Origin of the sequence: Maribacter algae, assembly GCF_047345745.1 — a bacterium.
Lineage (GTDB): Bacteria > Bacteroidota > Bacteroidia > Flavobacteriales > Flavobacteriaceae > Maribacter.
Genome location: NZ_JBLFES010000002.1, coordinates 454,533 through 469,310, shown reverse-complemented (window position 1 = coordinate 469,310; position 14,778 = coordinate 454,533). Strand labels below are relative to the sequence as shown.

The 14,778-nt window shown below is 39.0% G+C and carries 9 protein-coding genes; 4 read left to right on the top strand and 5 right to left on the bottom strand.

The features are described from left to right. The first annotated feature begins 33 nt into the window (after window positions 1-33). The 3 genes from ACKWBX_RS09105 (at window position 34) to ACKWBX_RS09095 (ending at window position 1,914) form a co-directional block, all read left to right on the top strand. A complete protein-coding gene (locus ACKWBX_RS09105) occupies window positions 34-1,044 on the top strand; it encodes a dipeptide epimerase (protein WP_413968362.1) in 1,011 nt (336 codons plus the stop codon). Continuing rightward, window positions 1,044-1,190: a hypothetical protein gene (locus ACKWBX_RS09100; RefSeq protein WP_413968361.1), complete on the top strand. Its 147-nt coding sequence runs from the start codon at window positions 1,044-1,046 to the stop codon at window positions 1,188-1,190. The genes ACKWBX_RS09105 and ACKWBX_RS09100 overlap by 1 nt, the downstream gene beginning before the upstream one ends. Before the next feature lie 277 nt (window positions 1,191-1,467). Further along, a complete protein-coding gene (locus tag ACKWBX_RS09095; protein WP_413968360.1) occupies window positions 1,468-1,914 on the top strand; it encodes a hypothetical protein in 447 nt (148 codons plus the stop codon). Between the two features lie 74 nt (window positions 1,915-1,988). On the opposite strand, the gene trxB is transcribed toward ACKWBX_RS09095, so the two are convergent. Further along, entirely contained in the window at window positions 1,989-2,972 is a 984-nt protein-coding gene (trxB, locus tag ACKWBX_RS09090; RefSeq protein WP_413968359.1) for a thioredoxin-disulfide reductase, read from the bottom strand. A 102-nt stretch (window positions 2,973-3,074) separates the two neighbouring features. Further along, on the bottom strand, window positions 3,075-4,211 hold the full coding sequence (locus ACKWBX_RS09085; RefSeq protein ID WP_413968358.1) for a formylglycine-generating enzyme family protein: 1,137 nt from the start codon (window positions 4,209-4,211) through the stop codon (window positions 3,075-3,077). A gap of 201 nt (window positions 4,212-4,412) precedes the next feature. Between ACKWBX_RS09085 and ACKWBX_RS09080 the strand changes: the two genes are divergently transcribed. Then, window positions 4,413-6,578: a thioredoxin domain-containing protein gene (locus ACKWBX_RS09080; protein ID WP_413968357.1), complete on the top strand. Its 2,166-nt coding sequence runs from the start codon at window positions 4,413-4,415 to the stop codon at window positions 6,576-6,578. Between the two features lie 36 nt (window positions 6,579-6,614). Here the strand turns inward: ACKWBX_RS09080 and ACKWBX_RS09075 are convergent, their stop codons facing one another. The 3 genes from ACKWBX_RS09075 to ACKWBX_RS09065 all read right to left on the bottom strand — a co-directional run bounded on the left by ACKWBX_RS09075 (window position 6,615) and on the right by ACKWBX_RS09065 (window position 14,702). Next, a complete protein-coding gene (locus tag ACKWBX_RS09075; protein ID WP_413968356.1) occupies window positions 6,615-9,815 on the bottom strand; it encodes a VCBS repeat-containing protein in 3,201 nt (1,066 codons plus the stop codon). A 164-nt stretch (window positions 9,816-9,979) separates the two neighbouring features. Then, window positions 9,980-11,539, bottom strand: coding sequence for a RagB/SusD family nutrient uptake outer membrane protein (locus ACKWBX_RS09070; RefSeq protein WP_413968355.1), 1,560 nt, complete (start codon window positions 11,537-11,539; stop codon window positions 9,980-9,982). A 10-nt stretch (window positions 11,540-11,549) separates the two neighbouring features. After that, window positions 11,550-14,702 carry a SusC/RagA family TonB-linked outer membrane protein gene (locus tag ACKWBX_RS09065; RefSeq protein ID WP_413968354.1) on the bottom strand — a complete coding sequence of 1,051 codons (3,153 nt, stop codon included), beginning with the start codon at window positions 14,700-14,702 and terminating at the stop codon, window positions 11,550-11,552. Window positions 14,703-14,778: the final 76 nt, after the last annotated feature.

Below are 14,778 nucleotides of genomic sequence, written 5' to 3'. Positions count from 1 at the left end.
TTAAGACCAAGTGCTAATTGTTATATTAGTAGTATGCAACTATATTTAGAAAAGCACATACTAACCTTAAAACATACTTTTGGGATTTCCAGGGAATCCCATGACCAACAAGATACCTTGATTGTTGGCCTACAGCTAAATGGAAAAACGGGTTATGGAGAAGCTACCGCCAACCCCTACTATAATAGCACCGTAGAAAATATGATTTCTAAAATTGAGGCCATACGTTCAGAAATTGAAGCTTTTGAACTCAAAGAACCTGCTGAATTTCACTCTTTTTTAAAGGAAAAAGGACTGACCAACTTTTCCATTTGCGCCTTGGATTTGGCCGCTCATGACCTCTACGGCAAACTGTTGGAAAAGCCACTTTATGAAATTTGGGATACAAATCCTGATGATTGCCCAACAACGAACTATACTATCGGAATAGCTTCCATTGAAAAAATGGTCGCCAAAATGAAGGAAAAACCATGGCCCATCTATAAAATAAAACTGGGAACGGAAAACGATGTAGCCATTGTAAAAGCGTTGAGAAAGAATACCGATGCCATTTTTAGAATTGATGCCAATTGCGCATGGACCGCTCAAGAGACCATATATAATGCACCGTTATTAAAAGAATTAGGGGTAGAATTTTTAGAGCAACCCTTAAAGGCGAATGATTGGGAAGGCATGGAAAAAGTAATGCACAATTGTGTGCTGCCCATTATTGCAGATGAAAGTTGTATTGTAGAAACCGATGTTGAAAAATGCGCCTTACATTTTAACGGAATCAACATTAAGCTTACCAAATGTGGAGGGCTCACCCCTGCCCTACGTATGATTCAAAAAGCAAAGGAATTGGGGCTAAAGGTAATGGTCGGCTGTATGACCGAATCAACCGTTGGTATTTCGGCAATAGCGCAGCTACTACCGCAATTGGATTATGTGGACATGGATGGTGCCATGCTATTGAAAGAAGATATTGCCAATGGTGTAGCACTAGCTCCTGACGGGAAAGTCATATTTCCAAAATTGGGCGGAAGCGGTATAACACGTAATTAATGGTACATTATATTGATACTTTTCCGGGAAGAAAAATTAATGTTGCGGGAAAGTCCTATTTGTATTTTGGCGGTACCGCTTACTTGGGCCTTCAACAGTGGCCGGAATTTCAAAAAGCTGTTCGTCGGTTTCTCCTTTCAGAATAGCAAATTAATTTCTCATCTGAAAAAGCATAACATTTTCGTAACCGATTTTAAATATCCAAACGAAGAAGGCGAAAACATAAGTCGTATCATCATCTCAGCAGGGCATACGCAAAGCGACATAGATAAACTTGTAGATGCACTCAATTCTTTTGAAGGGCAGTAACATCTTTGATTCTATCGATATTTTTAAATCCTTAATTTTCAGTTCTTTATTTTACGGGATTAGTAATATAATTCGTATCTTTTATGGTATTATTAACTACTTAAATACACGACCATGAAAAAAATACTTGGATTGGTTTTTTTGATGTTGATATTGGTCTCGGCAACCAATTTCACTTCTTCAAAGCTACAGACGGAATCCTCCCTTGAAGGGACTTGGGAACTCATTAACCGTTATAACTATGATGAATCCGGCGTATCGGATACTTTACAGAATATTAACGGGTATCGGCAAATAAAAATTTACAGCAAAGGTAAGGTGATGTGGACCCGCCATTCACCGGACGACCCAAATGAATGGTTCGGTTACGGTTCCTATACCAATACTGAAAACGAATTGGAGGAGCGATTGGAATATGGTTCCGCGCAAATGATGAAAATACAGGATACCGTTCAAGTTTTTAAGTTTGAACTTATCTTGGACAAAAATCAATACAGTCAAATTACCCATGATGAAGAGGGCAATAGAATATCCTCGGAAAACTACAAGAGAATCGATTGAATCTAAAAAATACTAAAAACAAAAAACGCGGCCTACCGGTCGCGTTTTTTTGTGCATCAATCTTAATAATAATACTAGATATCGTACTTATCCGCTACGGCTTCTTCAACAGAGCCTATAGAAGCTAAATAGCGTTCCGCATCCAAAGCAGCCATACAGCCTGTACCTGCGGCCGTTACCGCTTGCCTGTACTCCTTATCCTGGGCATCGCCCGAGGCAAAAACGCCAGGTAAATTGGTTTTTGTAGATTTTCCCTTGGTAATCAAATATCCGGTTTCGTCCATATCCAATTGTCCTTTAAAAATATCGGTATTCGGTTTATGGCCAATGGCGATGAAAAGTCCGGTTATCGCAATATCTTCTTTTTCCCCAGTTTTATTATTGACCATTCGTAGGCCCTCGACTACTTGATCGCCCAATACTTCATCGACTTCGGTATTATATCGCACCTCAATGTTCTTGAGGCTGTTTACGCGATGTTGCATTGCTTTTGAGGCCCTCATATAATCTTTACGGACCAACATCGTCACCTTGTTACAGATATTGGCCAAATAGGAGGCCTCTTCGGCCGCCGTATCTCCTGCACCCACTATTGCCACGTCCTGACCTTTATAGAAAAAACCATCGCACACTGCACAAGCGGAAACACCACCTCCCCTTAATCTCTGCTCACTGGGAATGTTCAAATATTTTGCACTTGCTCCTGTGGAAATAATAACCGTTTCCGCCTCAATTTGCTTATCATTATCTACGGTTAGCTTGTGAATGCCACCTACCTCTTTACTCAATTCGCAGGCAGTTACCATTCCAATACGCACCTCTGTTCCAAAACGTTCTGCTTGTTGTTGTAGTTGCACCATCATTGTCGGACCGTCAATTCCTTCAGGATACCCTGGAAAGTTGTCTACTTCCGTAGTAGTGGTCAACTGTCCACCGGGCTCCATACCTGTATACATTATGGGTTTTAAATCTGCTCTAGCCGCATAGATCGCCGCAGTGTACCCCGCAGGTCCAGAACCAATGATCAACGTTTTTATTCTTTCTACAGTCTCTGACATTTTCTTGAATTTCTTCGATTTAATATAGAATACAAAAGTAGGTTTTTGAGCAAAAACCTTACAGTTAAGTTATCAACAGTTTTGCGTTGAACAATAGCTATTCTATTGATTTTGCTTTTTAAGCATTGCCACGGTAGCTACTGTTCTAAAGCCAGTATGTTCCAAAGCCGAATCCATGCTGGAGCCCATTCTAGCGGAGACCCTGTAACTGGCGCAGTATGAATCACTACATAAAAATGAGCCGCCTTTTATGACCTTCTCTTTTGCATATGGATTATTACTGGTGTAAGGCGAGACCGCTCCTGACGGATTTCTTTGTACGGCATTTTGTGCACCCTGTTCCTTGTAATAATTTGTATTGTACCAGTCATTGGTCCATTCCCACACATTCCCGGCCATATCGTACAATCCGTATTCGTTTGGTTCATATGATTTTACAGGGGCTCTTAGTTCGTAACCGTCCGCAATCGTGTTCGTTAAGGGAAACGTTCCTTCCCAGGTGTTGGCCTTTTCAGGGAGAAAAGCGATATCATCTCCCCAAAAAAATGTGGTACCATATTTTCCTCCCCTAGCTGCGAGCTCCCACTCCGCTTCTGTTGGCAATCGTCTCCCTGCCCAATCACAATAGGCAAGTGCATCTTCGTAGGCCACTTGAACCACTGGGTAATTACCTTGTCCTTTTATAGAGCTGTCCGGACCATTGGGATGTTTCCAATCGGCTCCGATTTTCCATTTCCACCACTGCGAAAAATCATATAGATTGGGCAAGGCCTCTTTTGCCTTTTTGAAAGTCAGTGCACCGGGTTGCAAAATAGAATCATGTGGTTTTTGGGCACCCTCCGGCAATTGCTTTTTTATTTCTTCCCAATCTATGGGCCTCTCCGCGACCGTTACATAACCGGTCTCTTCCACAAATGCGGAGAATTGTGCATTTGTTACTTCCGTAGCATCCATAAAAAAGCCGTTAACGGCTACTTTAATCCCAGGCTTTTCATGGTCCATGGCCATCTCGTCCTGAGTAACCGCACCTTGTATAAATTCCCCTCCAGAAATCCAGACCATACCTTCTGGTGTTTGGATACTATCTGGTTTTTGTACTATGAGAGGGGTCATTATAGGCTTTTCCATGGAGATTTTGTTCTTTTCCACATCTTTTTTGATGTTCTTCTCTTCCTTGCAGCCTATAACCATCAAATAAAGTGACAAACAAACGACAAACCAATTATTAAATCTTTCCATCTTCATTAAATTAAGAGCGAATAAATATATTTCTTATTTTACGAAATCGATTGGAAAGAGGCATATATTCACTCTTGTACCATCAGTTTCAAAATACATTTTAAATCCCCGACCGATTACAAATAATTTAATTCGACGTTAAAGTTTGATATTTATGGCAAAAAACCAGTTACTTAGCTTTTCTTAAAATTGATTGGATAGATGACTACAACCCGTAATATGATGTTAGATTGCTTTAAAAAATATAGTTACGTTATCATTTTAGCAATGACGCTGTTCTCATGCAAGGAAGAGGGAAACAAATCAAAAATAGACGGCCATAAATACACCAATGCCCTTATCGATGAGACCAGCCCGTATTTACTCCAGCACGCGCACAACCCAGTAGATTGGAGAGCATGGAGCACCGAAGCATTGGACGAAGCAAAAAAAGAAAACAAATTGGTATTGGTGAGCATTGGTTATTCTTCCTGTCATTGGTGCCATGTCATGGAAGAAGAAACGTTTGAAAATGACTCAGTGGCAAAGATTATGAACGAAAACTTTATCAACATAAAAGTTGATAGAGAGGAAAGACCGGATGTTGACGAAGTGTATAAAACTGCCGTAGAATTAATGACCGGAAACAGTGGATGGCCTTTGAACGTTATTACCTTACCTAACGGAAAACCTTTATATGGTGGTACGTATCATACCAAAGAGCAATGGAAAAAAGTACTGACAGAAATTAGCAGGCTTTACAATGAAGACCCTCAAAAAGCTGCAAAATATTCGGATATGGTAGCGGAAGGTGTGAACGAGGTAAATATTATTAGTCCAGCTACCGATTTTGAAAACTTGAGCAAAGAGGTGCTTCAAGATGGCGTAGAGGATTGGAAAACCTATTGGGATACCGAATGGGGCGGTGAAAAAAGACCTGAAAAATTTATGGTTCCCGTAAATCTTTCTTTTTTAATGGATTATGCGTTATTGACCAAGGACAAATCGGTTTTACAACAAGTGGAACTAACGTTGGATAAAATGGCCATGGGCGGTTTATATGACCACATAGGGGGTGGTTTTTTTAGATATAGCACAGATTCCTTTTGGAAAGTACCCCACTTTGAAAAAATGCTTTATGACAACGCGCAGGCTTTAAGCCTATACGCCAAGGCTTTTAAAATTTTCAAAAAAGAACGCTATAAGGAAGTAGCCTTTGGCATTATCGATTTTTTAGAGCGAGAAATGAAAAATCCAGAGGGTGGTTATTTTGCCGCTTTGGATGCGGATAGCGAAGGGGAAGAAGGCAAATATTATGTTTGGACCAAGGCAGAATTAGAATCGGTTCTAGGAAGCGAATTTAAGTTGTTCTCGGACTATTATACCATAAAGGAAGAGGCTGTTTGGGAAGATGGTAAATATGTGCTACATCAATTAAATAATGATGATACGTTTGCCGCCAGCTCCCAAATGTCAAAAAAAGAATTGACCGAAAAGAAAAAACAATGGGCCACAATATTACTGAAGGAAAGAGGTGAGCGTACCCGTCCAAGAACGGACGATAAAATTATTACTTCTTGGAACGCCTTATTGATCAATGGCTATGTGGATGCCTTTACGGCATTTGGTAATCAGGAATTTTTAGTAAGGGGCGAGAATATTTTGGATTTTATAAAAGCTAAGAACTTTACTGCCGGAAAACTTGGGCATTCCTATAAAACCAACAGTAAATATATAGATGGTTTTTTAGATGACTATTCTTTTTTAGCTAATGCGGCAATCTCCTTATATAGTGCCAGTACAAAGCAGAATTATTTAGAACTTGCCCAAGAGTTGACACAAACTGCCCAAACCGATTTCATTGATGAAAATTCTGGACTGTACACTTATAACCAAGGTAACGAACTTATTTCCAAAGTACTAAAAACAAATGACGGGGTGCTGCCTTCTCCCAATGCGGTGATGGCCCATAATTTATTTGTATTAGGTCATATTAACTACGATACTGAAAAAACCAAAAAATCAAAGGAAGTGTTATCCGCAATGGTATCGGCCTTAAAAGAAAATACTTTTTCCTATGCAAAATGGGCCAACCTTCTGTCCCATGTCACTTACCCTTATTATGAAGTTGCGGTGGTCGGAAATGATGCGCAACCTTTCTTAAAAGACTTAGGCAAAATATATGTGCCCAATACCTTATTGGTAGGCAGCAGTAAAGAAAGTGATCTTCCTCTATTTGAGGGCAGATATGATGCCGAGGACACTTTTATTTATGTTTGTCAGGACAATTCCTGCAAATTACCTGTAAACAATATAAATGCCGCTTTGAATATCTTGGTACCCGATGCAAAGAACTCGTTAAGTCCTGTACTTGATCTGGGCATGTAGTAAGCTTTAAATCTCCAAATATTTATGATTTACTGATTAGTTTACTCTAAGAAATTGGGGATAATCATTGTTTTTAACCACCAAAATATGATTTTTTTTAGCTATTGAAATGAAGGACAAATCTTTGACATCGCCTCCCATGTATAGACCAGACGTATAGTTAGGAACAATCCTAAAGTTACCTTGACCATCTCCTTTTAAATAATTCCCCATGCTAGAATCATTTCTAGGAGTCTCTATTTCAGAGGAATACAAATTTCCGCCGAGTAGCAAGTCTTTTAGCCCATCACCATCTATATCTTTGGAAACAATTTTGTTTACTGCTGAAAACTGAACTTCATTTGGCAAAGCCCTAATTTGAAAATTCCCATCTCCCAAATTTTCGATATAGCTAGTTGCAAAGGTTTTGGCTTTGTAATGTATTTCCGCATTTTCCAATGCATCTTCGCCATATACTTCGGCCACGCCAGCTTCCGCAAAAGAATTATAACTGTCAAATTTCTTTTTCAGTGCGGGAATTTGTTGTGAAGAGCAAGATTTGCCCCGAACCGGAAACAATTTTCCAAAATTATAATAACTCAATACAATATCTTTTCTACTGTTGTTGTCAAAATCATCGGCATAGACTTCAAAAGGTTCTTCTGGAGTAGCTTTGTACTTATAATTTAAGCCGAGATTCCCCACTACGTAGTCTTTATCCCCGTCATTATCAAAATCATCCTCCGTTATGCTAAACCACCAACCGCTCGTGTTTTTCAAGCCTGTAGTATTATTTACATTTCTGAATTTTCCATCTTTATTACTGTAAAAGGATACGGGCATCCACTCTCCAACTGTAATTAGGTCAAGTGTGCCGTTATTGTCAAAATCGGTCCAAAGAGCATCGGTAATCATTCCAAGATTCTCAAAGTCCGGTGCTATTTCCTTCGTTACATCTTTAAAAACCCCGTTATCATTATTTAAAATAAAACTTTTGGTTGGCCATGGATATTTTCCGGCCACCAATCGTCCGCCAACAAATAAGTCCAAATCGCCGTCCTTATCATAATCACCGGATACAACTCTAGACCCACTAATTTTCATTTCAGGCAGAACGGCAGTAGTTTTCTTAAAATTCCCTTTACCGTCATTTATATAAAGACGATCTTGAAAATATGATATCATGATATTTTTTTCGTTCCCGCCACTGACCACGTACAAATCCTTATCACCATCACCATCAAAGTCAAAAAATAGGGCGTCCATGTCCTCATGGGCCTTATCTTTTTCCCAGACCGTGTCATTGGTTTCTTCAAATTCGCCTTGTGCGGTCTGTACAAAAAGCGCTCCCGATTGCCCAGACGCACCACCTATATAAAAATCGTCCATCGTATCCCCATTTACATCGGCTACGGTAACACCTGACCCAAGCATTGATGTTTGATGCGGCAATAAAGGTTCATGTTCGTAATCATCATATTTGTTTTCTGTATGACGAAAATCTATGTTCAAAGAATCCAAAGGCAAAGTTTGAAAAACCATTTCCTTATTCTTTTTCTGTTTTTTAATGTTTGCTGCGGAAGCATAATCTATCGCAAGATCTTGGTTGGCCTTTATATTTTCCAATGTTGAAATTTTGCCGTCAGGCCACACAACCTCAAATAGGTCTATAGTTTCTTGCTTGCCCAAACCAAAATGTATTACAGGCGCTACAGAAGATTGAAAACCTCTGGTCAGGGTAAGTTCTTGATACTGCTCTAAATCTTTTGTCTTTACTTTTACTTTTGCGCCAAGACCATTTTTGTTGTCTTCTGGTCCATTCAATTTAACCCTTAAATGATTGTTATTTTTGATGTTATTGTTTCTGTAAACCGATGCTTCTTGATCAATATTATTGACGACGTAGTCCAAATCACCATCATTGTCCAAATCTGCATATAAGGCACCATTGGAAAATGTTTTTTGTTCCCAGCCCCATTCTTCCACAACATTTTTAAATGTATGGTTCTTGGTATTCTTGAAAACATAATTGGATACTTTTTCAGATGGAATCCGTTTTATCTCTTCTGCCGATAATGTAACTCCTCCGAAATGATTTCTTGATTTTAACTGCAAAAAGTAGTCCCTATTATTGATATCTCTACGCGTTCCATTAGATATGGTCACGTCTTTCCAACCATCATTGTCCAAATCTGAAAAGAGAATGGACCAGCTCCAATCCGTAGTTGCAAGACCAGCTATTCTAGATACTTCACTGAACAATGGATTTCCATCTGCATCAGCCCCTCTATTCAATTGAAGACTATTTTGCATGTATTGATGATGTAGACCCGCATTGACCATATTCGTAAAACCGATAGGATTCATACTTGCCATATTGGCCTTGGATCTTCTATTGTCCTCGGGCGTCATGTCCACCTGACCAATATCAAGTAGATTATCATTGTTATAATCAGCAATATCTGTACCCATACCGTACTGAGAGGTATGATTTACAGCTTCTTTTGCAATTTCTCTGAATGTTCCGTTTTTATTGTTTAGATATAGATAATCTGCGGAGTCAAAATCGTTTGATACATAAATATCCTGCCATCCATCATTATTAAAGTCACCAGTGGTAGCACTTAAGGACAATCCGAAATTTAGGATACCGGATTCTACAGTAACATCCGTAAATGTACCGTCTCCGTTATTTCTGTATAATATATCGGATTCTTCAAGCTTTGGGTTTTTTGCTTTACGATAGTAAAGCATCACAGGACTTTTAAAAGGAGTTGGAGGGTAATTGGCCAAATAGACATCTAAATCGCCATCATTGTCATAATCAAAAAAAGTGCTTTGCGTAGTATGTCCGTTATCATTTAAATTATATTCCGAAGCCTTTTCCGTAAAGGTCTCGTCGCCATTATTGACATACAGCAGATTAGTTCTGTTCTCTCCTTTTCCTGAGACGCTAACGTAGATATCCAAATAACCGTCATTGTTAATATCTACCATAGTGGTACCCGTAAACCATCTGTCATCACCAGTCACATTGGCTTTTTGGGTGATGTCTTCAAATTCGAAGTTTCCCTTATTCAAGTATAGAGCATTAGATTTCATGTTAGCGGTAAAAAATAAATCCACAAGATCGTCATTATTGATATCCCCTGCTGAAACACCTCCTCCCATATACATATACGGGTATGAGAAATAGTTTAAGCTGTCCGTTTCCACAATATCATTTGAAAATGAAAGACCTGTTTTAGCGGAAGTCATTAAACTAAATTGTTTTACCTCTTTTTTTTGGCAGGAAATAAAAATAAATAACAACGGTAATATGAAATAACTACTTTTCATTATCTAAAAATAAATAAAAAAGGGAGCTTTTGAATAAAATTCAAAGCCCCCTCTCTCGACTGAATCAAACTAACTCAAAACTATTAATATCCTGGATTCTGCACTAAATTAGGGTTAGCACTTATCTGGGAAGCTGGTATTGGATATATCTGACGATCAACGGGCATATCCAAATCATAATTGTCCTTAATGAATTGGATTGCTTCGCCTGATCTTCTAATTTTTCCCCAAAGAGAAAATTCTCCGGCAAGTTCTAATCTGTACTCTTGAAGAATAGCTTCCATAGTGACGGTTATAGCCGGTGCGGCCCCGCCCCAAGCTCTATTTCTAACCCTATCAAAAGCGGCCTGCGCTTTGGCATTTTGACCATCTTTCAGGGCTGCTTCCGCTAAACTTAATAAAGCACCTCCATAACGCATCCATATGTGACCTTGGCCTCCAAATAGTACGTCTCTACCCCAGCCAGTAATATTCGGATCTCTCCAAGATTTAACGGCCCAATATCCAGATCTTGTTTCTGGAGATCCTCCAGTCCATGGCTCTTCAACAGTACCCACTGTGTTAATATCAATCCCATCATAATCTATTATATTAATGGCTGGGTCTGGATGTTCTTCACCAGGTGCTAAAACGGTTGCCGTTCTCCTTGTATCACCTTCCTCATAGGCATCATAAAGTTCTTTCGTAGGGATACCTGTAAATCCACCTCCTCCAGTTATATCCGTAGGCATAGCGAACAACTGTAAAATATTAACTTCATCATTTCTTGACCATGCCAAATCAGCATTAGCGGCCCATTGAATCTCAAAAATGGATTCCTTACCATTTGGGTTTTCCAACGCATGGATATCAAGAAAATTTTCTTCCAATGCCAGTACAGGACTATTCTCTAAAGCTTCGTACGCAGCTACGGCATCGCCGTATTGACCTAACCACATATGAGCATTTCCTAAAACGGTATATGCCGCAGCTTTTGACACTCTTCCCTTATCCCTTTCATAGGTCCAAGGTAGTTTATCAATTGCTTCAGTAGCGTCCACAACGATTTGCTGAAATACTGCTTCCTCTGTATCTCTAGCTTTAAAAGGATCATCTGTTGTGCTTAACATTAATGGTACTCCTCCATATACCTCTGCTAAATATTGATATGAAATGGCACGTAACACCAATACTTCTCCTATTAAACGATTTCCTAAATCACTATTTACACTACCATTCTCAACAGCTGCTCTTAAATTTTCCAAAGAAATATTTGCTCTTCCTATTTGACGATAATGATTAGGCCAAATTTTAGTAACCACATCATTACTAGTAGGATCAGGGTTAAAATTTAAATATGAGCTCGTTTCCGGATTCTCATTGTTCAAGAAATCAAGACCTGTACTATTGGCCCATCTGTGTATCCCCTTAACGTTGTACTCGTTAGGCACACCGGGATCTCCTTGGGAATCATTTTGAAATGCATCATACACGCCGGTTACAGCAGCCAGAGCTGTTTCATCAGAACTGAATACAACTTCGCTGGTCAAGTCCCGATTATTTGTGTCAACCAAAAAATCTTCAGAACAACTACCTATTAGTACTATTATCGTCAAAGCTCCAAGCGAGCCTATTTTTCGTAATTTATTTATTTTTATTTTCATAACAGTTTATTTAAAATTTCAAATTAAATCCTAAAGTAAAAGTCTTTGATATTGGATAAGCTCCAGCATCTATACCCCTGGTTGTAACGCTACTATTTCCATTGATATCGGTATTTTGACCAATTTCAGGATCCACACCAGAATAGTTCGTGATTGTAAATAAATTTTGTATGCTCGAATAAATGCGCAAACTGTTAATTCCTAATTTATCTACAACGCCTGATGGAAGACTATACCCAATGTTCAAGTTTCGCAATCTTAGATAAGAACCATCTTCGACAAAATAACTAGATGCCCTGTTATTCTGAATATTTCCATCATCTATAAGTGCTCTGGAAAAAGTATTGGATGGGTTTGTTGGCGTCCATCTATTATTAAAAAACTCCGTACTTACATTTGAAAAAGAAGCTGAGTTTCCATAACCGGAAGCACTTTCTAATTCACGTTTTACCAAATTTAATATCTCACCTCCATAAGAGCCGTAAAAATTGAAACCTACATCAAAACTTTTATAGCTGAAATTTAGATTTAGACTACCATAAAAATCAGGAACCGGACTACCAATTACTGTTCTATCCTCACCATTGATAATGCCGTCATCGTTTAAATCCTTAAACCTACGATCACCGGCCGACGTGTTTTCACTTTGTGTTGGTGCGGCATCTACCTCCGCCTGGGTTTGAAATATACCATCCGCGACAAAGCCATAAAAGGATCCTACCTCTCCACCTTCCTGTGCTCTAGTAACGTCAAACCAAAAGCCATCTTCATTGAAAGAATCTAAAAAGGTATTACTAAAGACCACTTCTTTAGAGATATTGTCTATTTCCGTAATCTCGTTATCAATAACGGTCAAATTTGCATTGATATCATAGGTGAAATCTCCTTCTGTATCCCGGTGCCCCAATAAAAATTCAAAACCTTTGTTTACAACAGTACCTCCATTTTGTGGTTGGGTAGCAAAACCGGTTTGTGCCGGAACAGTCTGAAAAAACAAGAAGTTTCCAGATTCACGGTTGAAATAATCAGTTGCAAAATATATTTTACCGTTCAACAATTCACCTTCTAGGCCTATATTAGTTTGAGTTTGGGTCTCCCAACTTAAATCTTGATTGGCAAGAACTAGAGGAGCAAGGCCCAATTGGGTATTTGTAGTACCGTCAAAACTAAAATTTGTATCATTTCTACCTCCTTGGCCAACAAATAATGGAAGAAAACCAAAAGGATCAATACCGGCAAAGTTTCCCGTTTCACCCCAACTGGCACGCAACTTGAGTACATTAAAAGCACTGTCTTGCATAAAAGACTCTTCATCAATATTCCATCCTGCGGCAAACGAAGGAAAAACACCCCATAAATTTTGAGGACTAAATACATTCCCGACACCATCTCTTCTTACAGTTGCAGTTAGATAGTACTTGCTGTCAAAATTATAATTTAATCTAGCAAAAGTACTAGCAAGTGTTCTTCTGTCCGAGAAACCATTTGAGTTTTGTATATCATTGGCAGCTCCAATACTTCTGATACTATTATTCAAAAATCCTACGCCTTCTATTTCTAAAAATTTTCTGTATCTCCTCTGTGCCGATACACCTCCTAAAATATCAATAGTATGTTTTTCGTTGAATGTCTTTTTATATTTTAAAATATATTCCGCTAGCCACTCATTGCTTGTATTTTGATTAGTAGTATAAATTGCATCGTTTCTCAGGTCTACATTTCCACTACTCCGATAATATTGAGGTTGAAAAAATTCTCCAGCAAAGTTATCAACTCTACCTCCCACTTTTAGTTGTGTAGACAACCCTCCATAGATGTCCCATTCAGCATCAATATTTGCCAAAACAGTATTATTCACATTGTCTTGATCGTTTTCCAACGCTCTGGCCACCCAGTTTCTGCCATCGCGGAAAGCTTCACCGGTAACATCGGGAACTGCACCAAAATTACCGTTGGCATCTACAGGACGGTCGGTAGGGTTAGTACCCCCATTGAGGTTAGCCTCTCCTGTAGGAGCTAAATGTGGTATTGTGGAAAATAAGTTCAGTAATGCACCGCGACCTGTTCCAAAAGGCTGAAAATTTTGAGAAGTGATATACTTTACGTTAGCTTTTAAACGAAGGTTATCACGAATATCAAACCCAGCGTTGAAACCCAAATCATATCTTTTAAATTTCGACTCTAAAAGTGTACCCTCCTCATCAAAGACACCAGCGGAAAAGGCAAAACGAGATTTCTCCCCACCGCCTCTAACATTCAACGTTGAACTTTTTGTAAGCGCGGAGCTGAATATTTCATCTTGCCAGTTAATATTTCTTAGCGAACCAGGATTACTCCAACCTGAATAGGGAATAGCAACACCGGATACACTAGCATCAGAACTTGCACTGAGCTCAGTTGCCAATGAAGAAAACTGATTTACGTCTAAAACGGACACTTCTTTTGGCTGTGTTCTAAAGCCTACAAAAGAATTTAATTCAACTTGCACACTTCCGGAAGTTCCTTGTTTTGTTTGAACAATTACAACACCGTTACTTGCACGTACTCCATACAATGCCGTTGCAGAAGCATCTTTTAATACTGAAAGGGATTGTATTGAATTTGGATTAATGAAAGAAATATCCTCAGTAGGAAATCCGTCTACAATATATAAAGGTGTAGTACTACCAAACGAACCAACACCTCGAATATTTACCGATACAGAAGCGCCGGGCGCTCCTGAGTTGGAAGTAATTTGAACACCGGCGGTCTTACCCTGTAGCGCCTGATCTACCGTTGTAGCCGGAAAGACATTTAATTCTTCAGCACCAATTATGGCAACGGCTCCGGTTAAATCTTTTTTTCTTGCCGTACCGTAAGCAACTACAACAACTTCTTCCAATGTTTGTGAATCCTCAACCAAGGAAACGTTTAACGTTGATCTTCCATTTACTGCTACTTCTTGGGTTACAAAACCAATGTAACTAACAACTAAAGTCGCTTCGGATTCCACATTACTTAATGTATAATTTCCATCAAAATCCGTTTGCGTACCATTTGCAGTTCCTTTAACTACAATATTGGCACCTGGTAAAGGTGCTCCGTCATTATCCGTTATAGTCCCTGAAACTTGTTGCTGTTCAAAAGCATCTACGTTTAGACCCAATGTCTCTAGACCAGACATAGCTGTGTTTGCTTGAACCGAAAAGAAAAAACCTATCGATACAAAAACAAATAGCTTTGTTGTTAGACTAAATCTG

Coding starts and splice junctions, on each gene's coding strand:
- ACKWBX_RS09105 (WP_413968362.1), top strand. CDS start 34: ATGCAACTATATTTAGAAAAGCACATACTAACCTTAAAACATACTTTT.
- ACKWBX_RS09100 (WP_413968361.1), top strand. CDS start 1,044: ATGGTACATTATATTGATACTTTTCCGGGAAGAAAAATTAATGTTGCG.
- ACKWBX_RS09095 (WP_413968360.1), top strand. CDS start 1,468: ATGAAAAAAATACTTGGATTGGTTTTTTTGATGTTGATATTGGTCTCG.
- trxB (WP_413968359.1), bottom strand. CDS start 2,972: ATGTCAGAGACTGTAGAAAGAATAAAAACGTTGATCATTGGTTCTGGA.
- ACKWBX_RS09085 (WP_413968358.1), bottom strand. CDS start 4,211: ATGGAAAGATTTAATAATTGGTTTGTCGTTTGTTTGTCACTTTATTTG.
- ACKWBX_RS09080 (WP_413968357.1), top strand. CDS start 4,413: ATGACTACAACCCGTAATATGATGTTAGATTGCTTTAAAAAATATAGT.
- ACKWBX_RS09075 (WP_413968356.1), bottom strand. CDS start 9,815: ATGACTTCCGCTAAAACAGGTCTTTCATTTTCAAATGATATTGTGGAA.
- ACKWBX_RS09070 (WP_413968355.1), bottom strand. CDS start 11,539: ATGAAAATAAAAATAAATAAATTACGAAAAATAGGCTCGCTTGGAGCT.
- ACKWBX_RS09065 (WP_413968354.1), bottom strand. CDS start 14,702: ATGTCTGGTCTAGAGACATTGGGTCTAAACGTAGATGCTTTTGAACAG.